This is a genomic window from Staphylococcus sp. MSU001, assembly GCF_052976705.1.
On record NZ_JBRIKK010000012.1, the window covers coordinates 20,357 to 40,044 of the forward strand.

Sequence of the window (19,688 nt, forward strand, 5' to 3'; positions counted from 1 at the left end):
ACTTTGATACTTTTAAATTAAGTAAGGAGTCTATCTATGAACTCAAGAATGAAGATTAAAAACGCTTATGAATATATGAAAAGTTTCCATCAACATGATACTACTGGACATGATATTGCACATGTGGAACGTGTCTATAACAACGCTTGTTATATCGCTAAACAAGAAAATATAACAGATACATTCGTTATAGAACTATCATCTTTATTGCATGATACTGTTGATAGTAAATTAACTGATGAAATTTTAGCATATGATCAGCTTAAACAGTTCTTATCTACTCTAGATTTAAGCGATGAAATATCACAACAAGTCCTCTACATTATTAAACATATGAGCTATCGAGCTGGTAAAAATAATCACGTTAAACTTTCGATAGATGGTGAAATCGTTAGAGATGCTGATCGCCTAGATGCCATAGGAGCAATCGGCATTGCTAGAACATTCCAATTTTCAGGACACTTTGGTGAACCTATGTGGACTGAAACGAAGTTTTCAAATGAAGCGTTACATACGTCTCACATTGAAGAGTTAGACAATTCAGCAATAAAACATTTTTATGAAAAATTATTTAAATTAAAAGATTTAATGCACACACCTACTGCAAAAAAACTTGCAGAAGAAAGACATCAATTTATGATTCAATTTCTCAAACAATTTATGTCAGAGTGGAATTTTAATAAAGAGTAAATTCAAATAAGAGATAAATTGTTATTTCATGTTTTAACCAAAATCATTAGTATCTACCACATAAAAAATACCTGAGACAACGATTGGTGTCTCAGGTTATTGTTTATTATTTTTTATTCTTTTTTGATACTACTTGAGTATTTTTCCCTTTTTTCTTTGAAGAAGGATTATGTTCTCTTTCATACTTTTCAATAAAAGGTTGAACTTCTTTTTTAGCAAGTTTAGAGTAATAAATATTAGCAAAATGCGTTTGAATTACTAAGAATAATGCACTGACAGACCAGTATAAACCTAAAGCTGATGATGCTTGTAAAGAAATCCAAATAATCATTATTGGAGAAATAACCATCATCATATAACCCATCTGACGTTGCTCTTGAGGCATCGTTTTGCTTGAAACTACAGCTTGAATAAAGTATAGCACACCGGCAATAACTGTAATCCAAATGTCAGGTTTAGTTAAATTAAACCATAAGAAATGCGGATGTTCAGATAAACCATTTACAAGTTTATCTTTTAATACAAAGTATAATCCCATAATAATTGGCATTTGAATAAGTATAGGTAAACATCCTAACATGCTCTTCATAGGGTTCATATCATATTTTTTATAAACTTCCATAAGTTCTTGGTTTGCAGCCATTTTTTCTTCTTGTGTACGCGCACGTTTAACCTTTTCTTGAATGCCATCTACTTCAGGTTTAGCCACTTTCATTTTCTCACGCATCATGTGGCTATTTTTATAGTTAGATAACATAAATGGTAACAAGATTAAACGAATGAAAAGAACTAATACAATAATTGCTAGTCCAAAATTATTATGAAAAACATCATTTCCTAACCACTGTAAGAGATGTTTCATAGGTTGAACAAAAGTATTAAAGAAGAATCCATCTTGCTTCTCAGGTGTAGAGTAATCACAACCTGCTAGAAAAATCATTATTCCCAAAAACAAAGGTAGTAACGCTTTTTTCTTCATTTTTCCACCTCTAATGTTATATTCACATAGAGTATATTTTATCATACTAATACAATAGTAGAAAACAAAAAGTAGAAAAAATAGAGATTTAGGTGAAATATCTTAAGAAGTATTTAACCGTTTTGTCTATATTGGTACTACGTGTAATTGCTGAGATGACAGAAATACCATCTGCACCTTCGTCAACAATAGGCTGCACGTTAGTTTCATTAATACCTCCAATGGCAACTATAGGAACATCATGAATATATAATCTTAATTGAGATATCATAGATGGCCCAACAGGTTTACTAGCGTCATCTTTTGATGATGTTGTATACATTGGACCTACTCCAATATAATCAACTTTAGACAAATCAGATTGTTGATACTCTTTCAAATTCCCTACACTTAAACCTATAATCTTATTTTTAAATTGGCTTGCAAATTGTTGAATTTCCATATCATCTTGACCTACATGAATGCCATCAGCATTAATCTCTTGGGCTAATTGAACATCATCATTAACTATCATAGGTACGTGATATGAATGACATAATTGTTTAAGTTTTAAGGCTAGCTGTTTTTTCTTTTCTCCTTTTAGTGCATTAGGGCCTTTTTCACGAAATTGATACAATGTGATTCCAGCTTCTAATGCCTCTTTGAGAACTTGCTCAATTGATTTATTTTTAGGTATATCTTGTGTTCCGCAAATAAAATAGACTGATAATTGTTTTGAATCAAACATCATATTTATATCTCTACCTTTTTTACTTGATTTTTATAAGCAATATCATTTATTTGATAAAGTTGATCTAGTAGTTCAGATAGAAAAGTACCAGGTCCATTTACATGAGGTGCTTGTTCAGCAAATTCTGCTGCGATGTTGTAGACACTTTCCGCTTCAACTAATAAATCAATTGAAGGTTGAGTATTTCTAAACAAGAAACTTGCTAATACACCACCTAACAAGCATCCAGCCCCTGTAATTTTAGTAAGAAGCGGAGAACCATTAGATAATTTAATTATTTTCTCATTTTTTGCAATAATATCATCTTCCCCAGTAATGACAATAGCAGTGTTTAAAGTATTTGCCGCTTTTTTTGCAATATTTACTGAATCTAATTCGCTATCACTGTCAGTACCTTTCATAGTTGTATTAAAATCAATTAATGTCAATATTTCTGATGCATTGCCTTTTATAACTGTGACATTAACTTCATCAAGAAAACGTTGACAAAAATTTTTACGATATGTAGATGCACCAACTGCCACTGGATCAAAAACTATTGGTGTACCTTGCTGATTAGCAATTTTACCTATTTTGATAATATCTTCCTCATTTTCACGTGTGAGTGTACCGATATTAATTAAAAGCGCACTAGCCATTCGAGTAAAATCTTCAGCTTCTTCTGGTGCCTCACTCATTGCGGGACTAGCACCTAAACTTAGTAAACCATTCGCAGTAAAGTTTTTCACAACATCATTGGTATAGCAAATTACGAGTGGATTTTCTGAACGTAATCGTTCTAAATTATTCATCATCTAAACCTACTTTCTTCATATAAGCAAAATGATTTACAGGTCCTCTTCCCCTGCCAATTTCTGGGGTATGTTCAATACTTAATGAAATAAACTCTTTTGCTTTTTTTACTGCATCATTTATGGAACGACCTTTAGCTAATTCTGCTGTAATGACTGCTGAAAAAGTACAACCAGTTCCATGCGTATGTTTAGTATCAAAGCGTCTGTTCTCAAATGTATACGTTTCATTCTTAGTGAAAAGAAAATCTTTAGCATTATTTAAATCGGCTGAATGTCCACCCTTAATTACAACGCCCTTACTACCAATTTCATTAATAAAGATTTGACCTGCTTTACGTATACTTTCTTCATCGTTAATTTTAATACCAGTAATTTCTTCAGCTTCAGGTATATTCGGAGTGACAACATCAGCCAAAGGTAATAATGTTGATTGCAAATGATTTTTAGTATTGTCATCCATCAATGAATCACCACTTTTGGCAAGCATAACTGGATCAATCACATAAGGAATATTGGAATGTTCCTTTAAGTAACTTTGAATCAACTCCATCGTTTCTTTTGTTGCAATCATACCCGTTTTGATAGCTTGTGGTAATTCATCATCAAACACACTATCAAGTTGTTCCTTTACCCATGAAGTTTCTAAATTATGAATATGTTGAACTCCTAGAGTATTTTGAGCAACGATACTTGTTATACTGGCCATACCATAAACGCCACACGCGTGAAATGATTTTAAATCCGCCATAACACCTGCCCCACCGGTGGGGTCTGTGCCTGCTATTGTTAGTGCAATTTTAGGTTTATGCATTATTATCTCCCCTATATTCCCATTTTTCATTAATATATGCCATATTGAAGAAATGTCTCTCATGAATAGTACTTTGCAAGAAATTTTCTTTAATTTCATTTTTTTCAGTCTCACTACTATGTTTAGTTAAACGGTCCATCAATTGATCGAACACATCAACAAGTTCGTCCATTTCAGTACTATAAAATTGGAACCATTTAGAAGTCACTGATTCTTTATTTAATTTTGGATCTTCCATCGCACGTTTACCAATGACAGCGTAAACGTATGGACATGGTGCCATCGCTGCAATCGTGAAGGCTGCATTTTCACGTGCAAATGCATTGAAGTACATGTGTTTAATATAATGATCACCACTTGGTGGCCATACTTTTTCTTTTACTATTTCTTCATATGGTTCATTAATGAAATCAGCTAGAACCTCATGCGCTTCAACTTCTCCTTCTAACATAAATTCAATTTGTTCTACTAGAAATTTAACATCATCCATGGAACTCATTTTGGGTATGAGCATTGCATAAATATTTGTAAACTCTTTTAAATAAGAAGCGTCTGCTCTTAAGTATTGTCTTACAGCTTGATTAGATAACTTACCTGCTAGTAAATCTTGAATAAAACCATCATTGTAAATGTCATCAATAATAGGTTTTGATGCTTCCCTCAACTCTTTTGAAAATGTCATAATTAGCCTCCTCAAAAAATAAAACTACTTCCCAACGAGGAAAGTAGTTAGACCAAGACATCTTAATGACGAATAGTTAATAACTACTTTCCTACGTTGGTATTAACCAAATCAGGTTATAAGGGTCTGAATACATTCATCTCAGCCTTTTGGCTCCCCTAGTAGTAAATAATATATGATTCATTATCAACCATAGCAAACGATTACATGTAAATCAAATAAGTCGTATAATAAAAAACCATCTTCTCAAATTCGAGAAGATGGTACATACTTCATATTTTAATTAAGCAGTTACCCAATGACCTGGGCCACCAGTATTATATAATTTTACTGCTGCTTTGTCTTGTACGCTTTCTGGAGCTTTTGCAGGTGATACACCTTTATATTGACTTGGAGCAACAGAATCCCAAGTTGATTGTAAGAATTGATATTTACCTGCTGCACCTGAAGATGGGTTTATTGCATGAATATCGCCACCTGATTCACGTTGAGCAATTTGTTGTAAATGTGAATTTACATTTACTGATGAACCACTTGAAGCTTTACTTGAAGAAGTTTGACTTGCAGATGTTGATTTTGTTTGTGGTTGCGCTGTTTGCTCATTTTGTGGTGCTGATACTTGTACAGGTTGTTGTTGTGTTGCTACTTGAGATTGGCTTGGTTGAACAGGTTGCGTAGCATTGTTTGTTGATTCATAACTCCAACTCCAAGTAGAACCATCAGATTCAAAATGATAAGAATTGCCATTGTAATCAAAATTAATGTTATAAGCACCTTCTTGAACAGGGCTTTCATTTAGTGATTGATCATTAGTTAACGCTTTTTGAGCTAATTCTGCTTTATCAACATTTGTAGTCTCACTTGCATGTGCGTCATGTCCTGCGTTGCCTGCTACAACGCCTAGTCCTATAGCTAATGATGATGCAACTAATGTTTTTTTCATTATTAAAAATCCTCCTAAAAGTGATTTGTTTTCTTAATTTGTTTACGTAACCTACTGTAACATCTATAAAAATCGTGCAGGTTACACTGAAATAAAAATAAACGCCAGTTTTTTACACTGCAATTACATTAAATAGTATACTAATTCTAATGAATAACCGTAATGATTCCTATCATGATAGTTTTTTCGAGTCACATTATCACAATATCGTTGTAATATAAATGAAATTTATCAGATAATTATCAAAATTATAGGCCTTTGATATGTATTTAAAGCGACCTTTAATTAATGTTTTATGATTAACAAAGGCCGCTCGAGTATAATTGAAAGAAAGGATAAATTAATTTATTAAATATAGGATGGAGTTTTAAAGGAAAAGTTAGTTGTTTAAATATGAATTATTTCTAAATCATCAGGTTGATAAGTGTTGTTTTCAAATTGATTATCAGAGGGAGTTTCATTGTTTTTATTTTTTGGGGACATGAATTTAATTGTTTCAACGTATAATTCTGTAACAAAATGTGTTTGGCCTTCTTTTTCATATTTTCTTGAACGCATTTGCCCAGTTATACCTACTAAAGTACCTTGACTAGTGTACTTTTCAATATTAGTGGCAGTTTTACCGAAAGCTTTACAAAGCAAATAATCTGAAGAAATTTCGTTATTATCATCTTTGTAGTTTCTTTCTGTAGCAACGCAAAATGTTGCTATTTTGTTATCCTCCTTTTCATATATTTGAGCATCTTTCGTCATTCTACCAACAATGACTATTTTATTTAACATGTGTCACCTCCTTCTTATGCTCTAATCATAACTGAGCTTAGTTCACTGGTCAAAACCACAATTTTATTGAAATTGTTAGTAAATGATGATGAGATTTTGATATATTTAAAGAAAATATTGAAGTATTATATCTAAATCTGACATAAATTTATATTTTTGTATGAATAAAAAAATTTGGAGAAGTGATATTATGAAAACTTTTAAGGCAGTAAGATTTCAAATTGTGAATGAACATGGTGCTATATCCGAATACGCCATTGAAGATGGTGTGATTATAAATAAAGAGGGAAGTGGCACTGGGTGGTTACTAGAAATAGTTATTTCAAATGAACACTATGAAACATTTAATCAATATAAGGAAAACAAACAACTTTTAGATATTAGAGTAGTTATTACAAGACCTGCTAACGATCCAGCGTTATTTAATGCAACAGTTAAAAGCGTTAAAAATTTTAAATATTCAATGTCAGTCGTTTTAGAATGTCACATCTACACTTTGAGACAAGAATACGCTGAGAGTTTATTAGAAGAATTAGTTGATGAAGGACTTACTGGTGAAAAGTTAAAAAAAACATTTAATCGTATGATGCAATCAAAACCTAAGTTGAAAGATGAGAAAATCGAAAGATAAACACATAGGGTAATTATAAAACATTTAATTTTCATATATTTAAATCATATACAAATTTAAATGTTGAACATAAATAAAGCCTAGAACATGAATTAACCATTGTTCCAGGCTCTATACGAACACTAATTGCTATATTAAAAAGCACTACTATTGATACTTATATTTTCAGACGAGACCTGACTTAGAGCATTTCAACCAGAAATTCAATAGACATGAAAAGTTAGGTCAATAATCTGTGCAACTTTCTTTAAATATGTTTTTACTATTTTATTATCACAATACGAATTATTTTACCTTAAGAGTTTAATTATCTAAGGTTAAGCATCTTGAATAGCAAAAGTAAGTTCACAGCTACAAGCAAGTTGGCCATCAACAGTCGCTTTAGCCGAACCTTTACCTATAGGACCTTTTATTTTAGTTATTTCAACTTCCAACATTAATGTATCTCCAGGTACGACTTGTTTTTTGAAGCGACACTTATCAATGCCTGCAAATAATGCTATTTTTCCTTTATTTTCTTCGCTATTTAACATAGCTACTGCACCAGTTTGCGCTAAAGCCTCCGTTATGAGAACACCAGGCATCACAGCGTAATTAGGGAAATGTCCCTGGAAAAATGGTTCATTACCCGATACTTGCTTTAGTCCTACACATCTTTTACCTTCATCATATTCTACAATTTTATCTATTAGTAAAAAAGGTTGTCTGTGTGGGATAATTTGTTTAATTTGATTATAATCAAAAATCGTTTCCATTTTTAAAACCTCCGTGCTTAAGCTGTAATAATATTATTGATTAACTCGTTCTATGTTTGCACCTAGACTTTTTAGTTTTCCATGCAAATTGACGTATCCTCTATCAAGATGCTTTAACTCAGTCACTTGCGTAGTTCCCTCGGCAACTAAACCAGCTAAGATTAAGGCTGCAGCAGCTCTTAAATCCGTGGCTTTAACTTGAGCACCTTGTAAATGGCTTTTTCCTTCAATTTTAGCACTTCTTCCTTCAACACTTATATTCGCATTCATTCTTCTAAATTCTGCAACATGCATAAATCTATTTTCAAAAACTGTCTCAGTAATCACTTTGTGTCCATTTGCTGTTAATAATAAAGCCATCATTTGAGATTGCATATCAGTTGGGAAACCTGGGTGAGGTAAAGTTTTTACATCTACTGGATTTAAATCTCCATTTGCTGTAACTCTTATACCTTCTTCATTATATTCAAGATCTATCCCCATCTCTTCAAGCTTATATATTAAACTAGCCATATGTTCTTTAATTGCACCACGTACAAATATGTCACCACGAGTTATTGCACCTGCGATAAGTAGCGTTCCAGCTTCAATTCTATCTGGTATAATTGCATGTTCAACACCGTAAAGTTTTTCAACACCATGTATCGTAATGGTATCAGTACCAGCACCTGTGATTTTACCGCCCATTTCATTAATATAATTAGCTAAATCAACAATTTCAGGTTCTTTAGCGACATTCTCAATGATAGATTTTCCTGATGCCAAGGACGCTGCCATAATAATATTTTGAGTTGCACCTACACTCGGAAAATCTAAATGGATATGTGCTCCCTTTAATCCATCTTTAGCATTTGCATAAATATTTCCATTTTCTAAATGAATGTCTGCACCTAAAGCTTCAAATCCTTTAATGTGCTGCTCAATAGGACGTGTTCCAATCGCACATCCTCCTGGCAAAGCAACAATAGCATGCCCTAATCGAGCGAGTAATGGTCCCATAACCAAGATGCTTGCTCGCATTTTACTCACATATTCATAAGGGGCTTCTTCATTTAAAGTTTTAGTTGCATCAACTTTAACTGCATTTTTATCTTTATCATACTCTACATTTGCATTGAGTGTAGATAATACATTATTGATTGTTTCAACATCACTTAACTCTGGGACATTAACTAGTTTACTTTGTCCTTCTGAAGCAAGTAATGACGCTGTAAGTACAGGTAATACAGCATTTTTAGCTCCTTCAACATTTACTTCACCTGTTAAACGATTTCCACCATTTATTACTATTTTATCCATCTTTAATCCTCCACTTAAAACTCTAATCAGTTATTCATTTCCCAACATTATAATTAAATATTCGTCATATGATCACATTTAACCTATAAATTAAATAACAATTACAAAGTTATTTTATCAAGTATTTCACTTGAGTTGAATATTGCAATAAATCAACTATAAAGTTACTGACTGCCGTACCCAGTAAAATAGAAATAAAAATCATACAAACTTGAACTTGTAATGGGTAGCCCTTTTTAAAAAGTTGATCTAATTTTATGGAATTTAAAGCCCAATAAGCTACGCAAATACAAACAACATGTAAGATTAAATGTACAATTGCGAACTGACCAAGATAATCCATATTAAGCTCCTTCGTAAGATTACTGTATAACATTGTACACGAAAAGAGGCAATAAAGATACTTATAAAAATGGATATTAGTTTTTAATATTTTAGAATTTAAAAAAAGGTTCGATAGTCATTAAAATATACTATCGAACCTTTTTTAATTATTGTAATTCTGCAACACGTAAACGATTATTTGCTCGTTCAAGTGCTCTTTTAGCTCTATTTATGTCTGTATTATCATCATCATCTTCTAAATGTGATTCTGCTCTCGACTTAGCTAACTTAGCTCTTTCAACATCGATTTCACTAGCAGGTTCGGCCGTTTGGACGATAATTGATAATTGATGTTGTCTTGCTTCAATAAAGCCATCACTTACAGCAATAAATTCATTTCCATTGTGAAAATTAACTTTCACATGACCTGTTTTTAATGCAGCAACAGTTGGAATGTGACCATACATAATCCCCATTTCTCCAGCTGTTGTTTGTAAGACAGCCATCTCAACGTCTTCACGTTCATAGACAGAACCATTAGGAGTGACAATATTTAGTCTAAGTGTATTCATTATCCATACCTCCTAATTATTAGACTTCAACACCCATATCTTTTGCTTTCTCAATTACGTCTTCCATGCTACCTACTAAACGGAATGCGTCTTCAGGAATATGGTCATACTTACCATCTAAAATATCTCTGAAGTCTGCAACTGTTGTTTTAACAGGTACATATGAACCTTTTTGTCCAGTAAATTGTTCTGCAACGTGGAAGTTTTGTGATAAGAAGAATTGAATTCTACGTGCTCGTTCCACAGTTTGTTTATCTTCATCAGATAATTCATCCATACCAAGAATCGCAATTATATCTTGTAACTCTCTATATTTTTGTAGAGTAGATTGAACTTCACGTGCCACATCATAATGCTCTTGACCTACTACTGAAGGTTCCAAAGCTCTAGATGTAGAAGCAAGTGGGTCTACAGCAGGATAAATACCCATTTCTGTTAATTTACGCTCTAAGTTTGTTGTTGAATCTAAGTGAGCGAACGTTGTTGCTGGCGCAGGGTCAGTATAGTCGTCGGCTGGTACGAAAACAGCTTGAATTGATGTAACTGAACCTTTATTTGTTGAACTTATACGTTCTTGTAATTGACCCATTTCTGTAGCAAGTGTAGGTTGATAACCAACAGCTGATGGCATACGACCTAATAACGCAGAAACTTCTGAACCAGCTTGAGTGAATCTGAAAATGTTATCAATGAATAATAACACATCTTGGCCTTCTTCATCTCGGAAATATTCAGCCATTGTTAATCCGGATAATGCTACACGCATACGTGCACCAGGTGGCTCGTTCATTTGACCAAAGACCATTGCAGTTTTCTTGATAACACCACTGTCGCTCATTTCATAGTAAAGATCATTACCTTCACGTGTACGTTCACCAACACCAGCGAATACTGAAATACCACCGTGTTCTTGAGCGATGTTATTAATAAGTTCTTGGATCAGTACGGTTTTACCTACACCGGCACCACCAAATAATCCAATTTTACCACCTTTTATGTAAGGTGCTAATAAGTCTACTACTTTAATACCAGTTTCTAAGATTTCTACTTTTGTTGATAATTCGTCGAATCCTGGAGCTTGTCTATGGATAGGGTCACGTCGTACTGAATCATCAATTTTTTCATCTAAGTCAATAGTTTCTCCTAGTACGTTAAACACTCTTCCTAGAGTTACGTCACCGACAGGTACACTAATGTCTCTACCTGTATCTTTAACTTCCATTCCTCTTTGAACGCCGTCAGTTGAGTCCATTGCAATTGTACGAACTACATCGTCACCTAGTTGAAGTGCAACTTCTAACGTTAATTGAAGCGTTCCATCTTCTTTAGGAACTTCGATGTGTAATGCATTATTTATCTCAGGTACTTCGTTATGTTCAAAACGAACATCTATTACTGGACCCATAACTTGAGTTACACGGCCAATTCCCATGTTGATTTCCTCCTTTTATTATTACTCAAGAGCTGATGATCCACCAACAATTTCAGTAATTTGTTGAGTAATCGCAGCTTGTCTCGCTCTATTGTATTCTAATGATAAATCATCGATTAGTTCTGTCGCATTATCTGAAGCATTTCTCATTGCTGTCATACGTGAAGCATGTTCACTAGCTTTTGCATCTAAAATTGTACCGTAGATTAAGCTTTCAACGTATTGTGGCAAAATAACGCTTAATATAGATTCTTTATCTGGTTCAAATTCGTATGAAGACATTTGACCATGTCCTTGACCTGAATCTTCTTGAGATAATGGTAAAACTTGTTTAGTTGCAGGTTTATTTTCTAAGACACTAACATAATGACTGTAATAAATAGTCAATTCATCTATGTTTTCCTCGCTAAATAAATCAATAGCATGTTTAGCTATAGATTGAATAGACTTAAATGACGGTTGATCTGGAACTTCAACTAAAGAACTTTCAATTTCATATCCTCTATGTTTGAAGAAATCTACACCTTGCTGACCTAAAACGATTAGACTATATTCACTACTGTCGTTGTGTTTAGATTTGATATCGTTTACTAAGCTTTTTAAAACATTTGTACTATAGGCACCGGCTAAGCCTTTATCACTAGTAATTACTAAGTAACCACTTCTTTTAATATCTCTAGATTTAAGCATTGGATGATTAGAGGTACTATTTGAACCAGCTACAGCTGTAATAGCATCTTGCATCTTTTCCATATAAGGTCTAAATGATTTAGTATTTTTCTCAGCTCTACGTAATTTTGAACTAGAAACCATGTTCATCGCCTTAGTGATTTGCTTCATCTTACTTGTCGATTTAATACGACTGTCTATCTCTTTAAGAGAGGCCATTATCTCACCACCTTTGGAGTATTAATCTTAATTTAACGATTTATAAGATTTAGAATGTACTCTCTATATTACGATTAAATTAGATTTTATTCTTCTGATTTATTAAAGCCTTTTTTAAATTCTGTGATAGCAGAATCAAATTTATCAGCATCTGGTAAAGCACCAGTTTCTCTAATTTCATTTAATAACTCAGTTGCATTTGAATCAGCCCAGTGGTTAAATTCCTCTTCAAAACGAGTGATATCTTGTACAGGAATATCATCTAAGTAACCTTTAGTTAATGCAAAAATGATAAGTACTTGATGTTCTACAGGCAGTGGGTTGTTTTGACCTTGTTTTAAGACTTCAACAGTACGTTCACCACGCGCCAACTTTTTAGCTGTGAATTCATCTAAATCAGAACCAAATTGCGCAAATGATTCTAACTCACGATATGAAGCCAAGTCTAAACGTAATGTTCCTGCAACTTTTTTCATCGCTTTAATTTGAGCTGAACCACCAACACGAGATACTGATTGTCCAGCATTAATCGCTGGTCTAACACCTGAGAAGAATAAATCAGATTGCAAGAATATTTGTCCGTCAGTAATTGAGATAACATTTGTTGGAACGTAAGCTGAGATATCGCCAGCTTGAGTTTCAATGATTGGTAAAGCAGTAATTGAACCGCCTCCAAGATCATCGTTAAGTTTTGCAGCTCTTTCTAATAATCTACTGTGTAGGTAGAAGACGTCCCCAGGATATGCTTCACGACCTGGTGGTCTACGTAGTAATAATGATAACTCACGGTATGCTGCCGCTTGCTTAGTTAAATCATCGTAAACGATAAGAACATGTTTTCCATTAAACATGAACTCTTCACCCATAGTTACACCAGAATATGGCGCAATATAAAGTAATGGTGCTGGATCAGCTGCGGATGCAGATACAACGATTGTGTAGTCTAAAGCACCTGCTTGTCTTAATTTTTCAACATTTGCACGAACAGTTGAATCTTTTTGACCTATTGCAACATAAATACAAATTGTATCTTGATCTTTTTGGTTTAAGATAGAATCAATTGCAACTGTTGTTTTACCAGTTTGACGGTCACCAATGATTAATTCACGTTGACCTCGACCAATAGGTACTAAAGCATCAATTGCTTTGATACCTGTTTGTAATGGTTCATCTACAGATTTACGATCCATTACGCCAGTTGCTTTTTTCTCCACAGGACGGGTTTTAGTCGCATTGATTGGACCTTGCCCGTCAATAGGTTGTCCAAGAGGATTAACAACTCTTCCTATCATTTCCTCTCCGACTGGTACTTCCATAATTCGGCCAGTACGTTTAACTTCGTCACCTTCACTAATTTCTTCATATGGTCCTAAAATAACCACACCCACATTAGATTCTTCAAGGTTTTGTGCTAAACCAAGAACACCGTTATGGAATTCTACTAGCTCACCAGCCATAACGTCGTTAAGTCCGTGAATTAATGCGATACCGTCACCAATTTGGAGTACTGTACCAACATCTGTAACGGACATTTCTGACTCATAATTTTCAATTTGTGAGCGAAGCAATGCACTGATTTCTTCAGCTTTTATGGCCATCTATGTCACTCCTCTTTAAATATTAGTTAGCTCTTTCAAATTTTCTTTGTAATTGAACAAGGTCATTTCTAACACTACCATCCATAACTGTAGTTCCAACCTTAACTCTAAATCCACCAATTAGATCTTGATTGATTTTAGTGTTAACAATTACATTTGACAATTCAGTTTGCTTTTTTATAAGTTCTACAATTCTTGATAATTCATCTTCGCTTAACTCGTAAGTCGATTCAATAATAGCAAAATCTTGTTTGTAGTGTTTGTTATATAAATTTTGGAATGATTTAAAAACATTCTCTACAATTGAAATATGTCGGTTATCTGCTAATACTTTTAAAGTATTTACCACATATGGATTTGCTTCGTTGTAAACTCTTTCTACAAATTCTTTACGTTGATTTGCAGTTAAACTTGGATTACTATCAATTGCTTTAAGTTCTTTTATGAAATCAAACGATGAATGGCTAATTGTTTCTAAATCTTCATAGACAACATCTAGTTGATTTGTATCTAGAGCGACATCAAATAATGCTTTGGCATATTTTTTTGCTACCTTTGCCATTATTTATCCCCTGCCTCTTTTAAATACTTTTCAACTAATTCTTTTTGATCTTGCTCTGAAATTTCTTTTCTAAGAACTTTAGATGCAATAAGTACTGATAGTTCAGAAACTTGATTATTAATATCAGAAATTGCACGTTCTTTTTGACTATTAATTTCACTTTGAGCAGTTTCAATCATACCATTAGCTTTTTCGTTAGCTTCATGAATAATTTCTTCATGCTGCTTACGTGCTTGAATCTTAGCATCATCTAAGATTTTTTGAACTTCATCTTGAGTTTCTTTAAGTGTCTTTCTATTTTCTTCTTCAAGTTTTTGAGCATTTATCTTAGCTTGTTCTGCGTCGTCAATATCTTTATTGATATCACGTTCACGTTTATCCATTACTTCTTTTAATGGACCCCAAGCAAATTTCTTCAAAAGTATGATGAGGATTACAAATGTTGCGAGTGTTACAATTGTTGTCCCCCATTCAACTCCTGCACCGAGAATAAATGTATTAGCTGTTGCAGTCACGGGCTCATGACACTCCTTTCGTCAAAATAATCACTAAGCTATAAAAAACAAAACGAACGGCGATAGTCTCTCGTTAGACTTCGCCTTATAAAATGTCTTATCCAGCAAATGTCATGAATGCAATTACAACACCGATGATTGGTAATGCCTCAACTAAACCAACACCAATGAACATGATACCCATTAATTGACCACGTGCTTCTGGTTGACGTGCTACACCTTCAACTGTTCTAGATACGATAAGACCGTTACCAATACCTGCACCTAATGCTGATAAACCAATTGCGATTGCCGCTGCGATTAAATTCATAATAAAATTTCCTCCTAATATTTATATAGTTACTAAATTATATTAATGTCCGTCTGCCACTTTATGTGACATGTAAACCATTGAAAGCATTACAAAGATATATGCTTGAATCGTTCCCACGAATATAGAGAACGCTTGCCAAACTATTAATCCAGGAATACTAATTATCCAACCCCATGCAGGTTGTTCAAAGAACAATGATGCAAGTAAACCGAGTAATAATTCACCTGCAAAAATATTACCGTACAAACGTAGACCTAAAGTTAATGTAGAAGTGAATTCTTCGAATACATTAATAATAGCCAATGGCCAGAAAGGTTTAAAATATCCAGCTGCATAAGCTTTTGTTCCACGCATTTTAATACCGTAATAGTGCGTTAACAAAATCATAGTTGTAGATAACGTTAGAGTTACCGTAGCGTCTGCTGTTGGTGATTTCCACCATAGCGTATGGTCATGAGTGACAATTGCGAACGGTAAACCAAGCATGTTGGCTACAAAAATGAAAAGAATTAATGTCACTGCTAAGAAGTGGAAATTCCCACCTTTTTTCCAGGCCATATTACTTTCAATAATACCTCTAACAAAATCAAATACCCATTCAATGAAGTTTTGTTTTCCAGTTGGTCGTTTCTTTAAGTTTCGAGTGCAAACTATAGCTAAAATAAAAACTAAAATTGCTGTAATCACTACCATTAAAACACTGGCCAGATTAAAAACAATATCGAAACCAAAGACGTTCCAACTAACGAGTGGGGATTTGTGATCCATAAACTCACCTCTTTCTATTAAATTTTTACTCCCTTTGTAGTAGAGGGCGCAATATGATTACAATATAAGAAATCATTAATCCAATTAAAACTCCGATAATATTAATGTGTTCTTTAAAGAATAACCATAATACACATGCAATAATTGCCACTAAATACCTCCAAGTACTACCAGTAGACATTTGTGTCGATTCTTTATGCATGGATTTAGCTAAATAAATCTCAAAGATGTATGTATTTACTAAAGAACCACATGTACCTATCATAAGACCCAAAAAAAATGGGCGGGGTGAAATTGAGTACAATATTCCAACTATTACCAATAAATAAAGATAATATTGCAAATATTGTTTGAAAATGATGTTGAAACGACGCATTTTATAGCCTCCGAGTGTCCTATACCAATCATGTAAACCGTTCCACTCATACAATCTAAATGATAATATAGCCGGTTGTATGGTGTCAATTCTATTCAAATTCTTGTTAAATTTTCACTGGTTTTTGTCACAAAAAATTCACATTTGTCATTTTATAAATCTTTTGTATATTCAAAATGATTGGGTCTGTCATTTGTCAAATTAAAATAATATTTTATATGTTGCACAATTCTCTCACTAGCTTGTCCATCGCCATATGGATTAACAGCTTGACTCATTTTTTGATAAAGGTCTGGTTTTTCTAATAATTTTTTAGTTTCATTATAGACATCTTCTTCATTCGTACCAATGACTCTCAAAGTTCCAGCATCTACACCCTCCGGTCTTTCAGTACTATCTCTCAATACTAAAACAGGTTTATGTAATGATGGTGCCTCCTCTTGTATTCCACCAGAGTCAGTCATAATGAGATATGCTTGTTTAGCAAAATTATGAAAATCAACCACATCAAGTGGTTCTATCAATTCAATCCTAGGATGATTTCCTAAATATTTTTGCGCTATATCTCTTACTTTGGGATTCATATGCATAGGATAGACCAACGCTAAATCATGATATTCATCAATCAACTTTCTAATCGCTTTAAACACGTTTATCATAGGTTTACCTATGTTTTCACGTCTATGTGCTGTGAGTAAAATAAAGTTTTTATTTTTATGTTTTTGTATAATAGATGATGAATATTGGTAATCGATTGTATATTTCATTGCGTCAATAGCTGTATTACCAGTGATAGCTATATGTTTGGCTAATTTACCCTCTTTTACTAAATTCTGTGCAGCATTATAGGTTGGGGCAAAGTGCAAATCTGCCATTACCCCAACCATTTGTCTATTTATTTCTTCTGGATAAGGTGAATATTTATTATAACTCCTTAATCCAGCTTCAACATGTCCTATAGGTGTTTGACTATAAAATGCAGCTAATGCTCCAGAAAAGGTTGTCACTGTATCACCATGAACAAGTACCATATCAGGCACTTCCTTTTGTATGATATCTTCTAACTTTTTCATTGCTTCAGATGTTACTTCAGACAGTGTTTGACCAGCTTTCATAATATTCAAATCATAATCTGCACTTATATTAAAAGTATTCAACACTGAATCAAGCATCTCCCTATGTTGGGCGGTGACTACAACAACGGGTTCCAGGTTAGAATCTTTTTCTAACGTTTTAATCAACGGAGCCATTTTTATAGCTTCAGGCCTAGTTCCAAATATGGTCATAACTTTTTTCTTCAAAAATATCTATCTCCGAATCTATTATTTAGTACCGAATAATCTATCTCCTGCATCACCTAAACCAGGTGTAATATACGCTTTGTCATTTAATTTTTCATCTAATGCTGCAATGTATATATCTACATCTGGGTGTGCTTCTTGCATTTTTTCAACGCCTTCAGGGGCAGCTATTAAACACATAAAACGTATACTTTTAGCTCCTCGTTTTTTTAATGAAGAAATTGCTTCAATAGCTGAAGCACCAGTAGCAAGCATAGGATCAACCACAATAATTTGACGTTCATCGATATCTTGAGGCATTTTCGCAAAGTACTCTACCGCTTCAAGAGTCTCTGGATCTCTATAAAGTCCTATATGTCCTACCCTAGCAGCAGGAACAAGACTTAACACACCATCTGTCATGCCTAAACCAGCTCTTAAAATAGGTACAATTGCTAACTTTTTACCTGCCAAACGTTTAGCTGTCATTTTAGTCACAGGCGTTTGTATTTCAACATCTTGCAGTTCTAAGTCTCTAGTTACTTCATAGGCCATTAACATACCGACTTCATCTACAAGTTCTCTAAACTCTTTTGTTCCAGTGTGAGCGTCTCTAATATAACTTAGTTTGTGTTGTATTAATGGGTGATCAAAAACATGTACTTTACTCATAATCATTTTCCTCCAATGTGTATATCTATTAATTATATAATGGATATTTAGATGTGAGTGCGTGAACCCTCTCTTTAGCTTCATTTAGTTTAGTATCATTATCATAGTTATTTAATGCTAAACTAATAATTTTTGCTACTTCCACAAATGCAGATTCATCAAAACCACGAGTTGTAGCTGCAGGTGTTCCTAGTCTAACACCACTTGTTACAAACGGTTTTTCTTTATCAAATGGAATAGTATTCTTATTACATGTAATTCCTACTTTATCAAGTGTCTCTTCAGCTAATTTACCAGTCATATTGATAGAACCTTTAACATCAACTGCAACTAAATGATTGTCTGTTCCGCCAGATACAACTCTGAACCCTTCTTCAATTAATGTTTGAGCTAAAGCTTGTGCATTTTTAATGACTTGATTTTGATAATCTTTAAAATCGTCGTTCAAAGCTTCTCCAAATGCAACAGCTTTTGCAGCGATGACATGTTCTAGTGGACCACCTTGAATACCTGGGAAGATTGTTTTATCTATATCTTTTTTATATTCTTCTTTACATAAAATCATACCACCACGTGGACCACGTAAAGTTTTATGAGTTGTAGTAGTCACAAAATCAGCATATTCTACAGGATTAGGATGTAAACCAGCAGCTACTAAACCAGCAATATGTGCCATATCTACCATCAATTTAGCTCCTACTTCGTCTGCAATTTCTTTAAATTTTTTAAAGTCAATAGTTCTTGAATATGCTGAAGCACCAGCTACAATTAATTTAGGTTGATGCTCAATTGCTAAACGTCTCACTTCATCATAGTTAATTAATTCATTTTCTTGGTCCACACCATATTCAACAAAATGATAAAATTTACCACTAAAATTGACAGGTGCCCCATGAGTTAAATGCCCACCATGACTCAAATTCATACCTAACACAGTATCGCCCATTTCTAAAGCAACCAAATACACAGCCATATTAGCTTGAGAACCTGAATGGGGTTGGACATTAACATGTTCTGCTCCAAATAAAGATTTTGCTCTATCAATGGCAATGGCCTCAGTTACATCTACGTGCTCACACCCGCCATAATAACGACGTCCAGGATAACCCTCAGCATATTTATTCGTTAATACTGAACCTTGAGCTTCCATAACTGCTTGTGATACGAAATTTTCTGATGCAATAAGTTCAATATTACTATTTTGTCGTTGAAACTCCTTTTGAATAGCATCGTAAACAACTTTATCCTTCTTCTCGATATAAGACATTTGAATCCCCTTCTTCCACAATAT

Annotated in this window: 24 protein-coding genes and 1 riboswitch; of the genes, 2 read left to right on the forward strand and 22 right to left on the reverse strand. The window is 33.7% G+C overall.

All coding sequences use genetic code 11. From position 1 onward, the window contains the following. Positions 1–36: 36 nt before the first annotated feature. The gene (locus tag ACVBFA_RS06925; protein ID WP_002475468.1) at positions 37–690 is read left to right on the forward strand and encodes an HD domain-containing protein; all 654 of its coding nucleotides are present in this window, start codon (positions 37–39) and stop codon (positions 688–690) included. 106 nt (positions 691–796) lie between these two features. Here ACVBFA_RS06925 and yidC read toward each other — a convergent pair whose 3' ends face one another. The 7 genes from yidC to ACVBFA_RS06960 all read right to left on the reverse strand — a co-directional run bounded on the left by yidC (position 797) and on the right by ACVBFA_RS06960 (position 6,412). After that, positions 797–1,669 carry a membrane protein insertase YidC gene (yidC, locus tag ACVBFA_RS06930; RefSeq protein WP_002458703.1) on the reverse strand — a complete coding sequence of 291 codons (873 nt, stop codon included), beginning with the start codon at positions 1,667–1,669 and terminating at the stop codon, positions 797–799. An 88-nt stretch (positions 1,670–1,757) separates the two neighbouring features. Next, positions 1,758–2,396: a thiamine phosphate synthase gene (gene thiE / locus ACVBFA_RS06935; protein WP_002458704.1), complete on the reverse strand. Its 639-nt coding sequence runs from the start codon at positions 2,394–2,396 to the stop codon at positions 1,758–1,760. A 5-nt stretch (positions 2,397–2,401) separates the two neighbouring features. Further along, the gene (gene thiM / locus ACVBFA_RS06940; protein ID WP_447158798.1) at positions 2,402–3,190 is read right to left on the reverse strand and encodes a hydroxyethylthiazole kinase; all 789 of its coding nucleotides are present in this window, start codon (positions 3,188–3,190) and stop codon (positions 2,402–2,404) included. Further along, on the reverse strand, positions 3,183–4,004 hold the full coding sequence (gene thiD, locus ACVBFA_RS06945; RefSeq protein WP_447158799.1) for a bifunctional hydroxymethylpyrimidine kinase/phosphomethylpyrimidine kinase: 822 nt from the start codon (positions 4,002–4,004) through the stop codon (positions 3,183–3,185). The genes thiM and thiD overlap by 8 nt, the downstream gene beginning before the upstream one ends. Beyond that, positions 3,997–4,686, reverse strand: coding sequence for a thiaminase II (gene tenA, locus ACVBFA_RS06950; protein ID WP_002490699.1), 690 nt, complete (start codon positions 4,684–4,686; stop codon positions 3,997–3,999). Before tenA ends, thiD begins: the two co-directional genes overlap by 8 nt. Positions 4,687–4,757: 71 nt before the next feature. Next, positions 4,758–4,856, reverse strand: a riboswitch (TPP riboswitch). 113 nt (positions 4,857–4,969) lie between these two features. Beyond that, a complete protein-coding gene (locus tag ACVBFA_RS06955) occupies positions 4,970–5,629 on the reverse strand; it encodes a transglycosylase family protein (protein ID WP_002447776.1) in 660 nt (219 codons plus the stop codon). Between the two features lie 387 nt (positions 5,630–6,016). Next, positions 6,017–6,412: a single-stranded DNA-binding protein gene (locus tag ACVBFA_RS06960; protein WP_002447777.1), complete on the reverse strand. Its 396-nt coding sequence runs from the start codon at positions 6,410–6,412 to the stop codon at positions 6,017–6,019. A gap of 190 nt (positions 6,413–6,602) precedes the next feature. On the opposite strand from ACVBFA_RS06960, the gene ACVBFA_RS06965 reads away from it, so the two are divergent. Further along, complete coding sequence (locus ACVBFA_RS06965; protein ID WP_002458706.1) at positions 6,603–7,043, forward strand: YwpF-like family protein; 441 nt, start codon at positions 6,603–6,605, stop codon at positions 7,041–7,043. Between the two features lie 317 nt (positions 7,044–7,360). On the opposite strand, the gene fabZ is transcribed toward ACVBFA_RS06965, so the two are convergent. The 15 genes from fabZ to glyA form a co-directional block, all read right to left on the reverse strand. Further along, positions 7,361–7,798: a 3-hydroxyacyl-ACP dehydratase FabZ gene (gene fabZ, locus ACVBFA_RS06970; protein ID WP_002447779.1), complete on the reverse strand. Its 438-nt coding sequence runs from the start codon at positions 7,796–7,798 to the stop codon at positions 7,361–7,363. Between the two features lie 33 nt (positions 7,799–7,831). Further along, positions 7,832–9,097 carry a UDP-N-acetylglucosamine 1-carboxyvinyltransferase gene (murA, locus tag ACVBFA_RS06975; protein WP_002447780.1) on the reverse strand — a complete coding sequence of 422 codons (1,266 nt, stop codon included), beginning with the start codon at positions 9,095–9,097 and terminating at the stop codon, positions 7,832–7,834. Positions 9,098–9,206: 109 nt separating this feature from the next. Beyond that, positions 9,207–9,440: a DUF1146 family protein gene (locus ACVBFA_RS06980; protein WP_002495678.1), complete on the reverse strand. Its 234-nt coding sequence runs from the start codon at positions 9,438–9,440 to the stop codon at positions 9,207–9,209. 148 nt (positions 9,441–9,588) lie between these two features. Next, complete coding sequence (locus tag ACVBFA_RS06985; protein WP_002447782.1) at positions 9,589–9,993, reverse strand: F0F1 ATP synthase subunit epsilon; 405 nt, start codon at positions 9,991–9,993, stop codon at positions 9,589–9,591. Between the two features lie 19 nt (positions 9,994–10,012). Beyond that, positions 10,013–11,425 (reverse strand): F0F1 ATP synthase subunit beta, encoded by a 1,413-nt coding sequence (atpD, locus tag ACVBFA_RS06990; RefSeq protein WP_002447783.1) that lies wholly within the window; start codon positions 11,423–11,425, stop codon positions 10,013–10,015. A 21-nt stretch (positions 11,426–11,446) separates the two neighbouring features. After that, positions 11,447–12,313, reverse strand: coding sequence for an ATP synthase F1 subunit gamma (atpG, locus tag ACVBFA_RS06995; protein ID WP_002447784.1), 867 nt, complete (start codon positions 12,311–12,313; stop codon positions 11,447–11,449). Between the two features lie 86 nt (positions 12,314–12,399). Next, positions 12,400–13,911 (reverse strand): F0F1 ATP synthase subunit alpha, encoded by a 1,512-nt coding sequence (atpA, locus tag ACVBFA_RS07000; protein ID WP_002475463.1) that lies wholly within the window; start codon positions 13,909–13,911, stop codon positions 12,400–12,402. 22 nt (positions 13,912–13,933) lie between these two features. After that, positions 13,934–14,473: a F0F1 ATP synthase subunit delta gene (locus ACVBFA_RS07005; protein WP_070845537.1), complete on the reverse strand. Its 540-nt coding sequence runs from the start codon at positions 14,471–14,473 to the stop codon at positions 13,934–13,936. Beyond that, the gene (locus ACVBFA_RS07010) at positions 14,473–14,988 is read right to left on the reverse strand and encodes a F0F1 ATP synthase subunit B (RefSeq protein ID WP_002447787.1); all 516 of its coding nucleotides are present in this window, start codon (positions 14,986–14,988) and stop codon (positions 14,473–14,475) included. The genes ACVBFA_RS07005 and ACVBFA_RS07010 overlap by 1 nt, the downstream gene beginning before the upstream one ends. Before the next feature lie 97 nt (positions 14,989–15,085). After that, positions 15,086–15,298, reverse strand: coding sequence for a F0F1 ATP synthase subunit C (gene atpE / locus ACVBFA_RS07015; protein WP_001048816.1), 213 nt, complete (start codon positions 15,296–15,298; stop codon positions 15,086–15,088). Between the two features lie 42 nt (positions 15,299–15,340). Beyond that, entirely contained in the window at positions 15,341–16,069 is a 729-nt protein-coding gene (gene atpB, locus ACVBFA_RS07020) for a F0F1 ATP synthase subunit A (protein ID WP_001829936.1), read from the reverse strand. 25 nt (positions 16,070–16,094) lie between these two features. After that, entirely contained in the window at positions 16,095–16,445 is a 351-nt protein-coding gene (locus tag ACVBFA_RS07025) for an ATP synthase subunit I (RefSeq protein ID WP_002491197.1), read from the reverse strand. A gap of 152 nt (positions 16,446–16,597) precedes the next feature. Next, a complete protein-coding gene (wecB, locus tag ACVBFA_RS07030) occupies positions 16,598–17,731 on the reverse strand; it encodes a non-hydrolyzing UDP-N-acetylglucosamine 2-epimerase (protein WP_032602800.1) in 1,134 nt (377 codons plus the stop codon). Between the two features lie 36 nt (positions 17,732–17,767). After that, positions 17,768–18,397 carry a uracil phosphoribosyltransferase gene (gene upp, locus ACVBFA_RS07035; RefSeq protein ID WP_002458713.1) on the reverse strand — a complete coding sequence of 210 codons (630 nt, stop codon included), beginning with the start codon at positions 18,395–18,397 and terminating at the stop codon, positions 17,768–17,770. 28 nt (positions 18,398–18,425) lie between these two features. Beyond that, positions 18,426–19,664: a serine hydroxymethyltransferase gene (gene glyA, locus ACVBFA_RS07040; RefSeq protein WP_002447791.1), complete on the reverse strand. Its 1,239-nt coding sequence runs from the start codon at positions 19,662–19,664 to the stop codon at positions 18,426–18,428. Between the last annotated feature and the right edge of the window lie 24 nt (positions 19,665–19,688).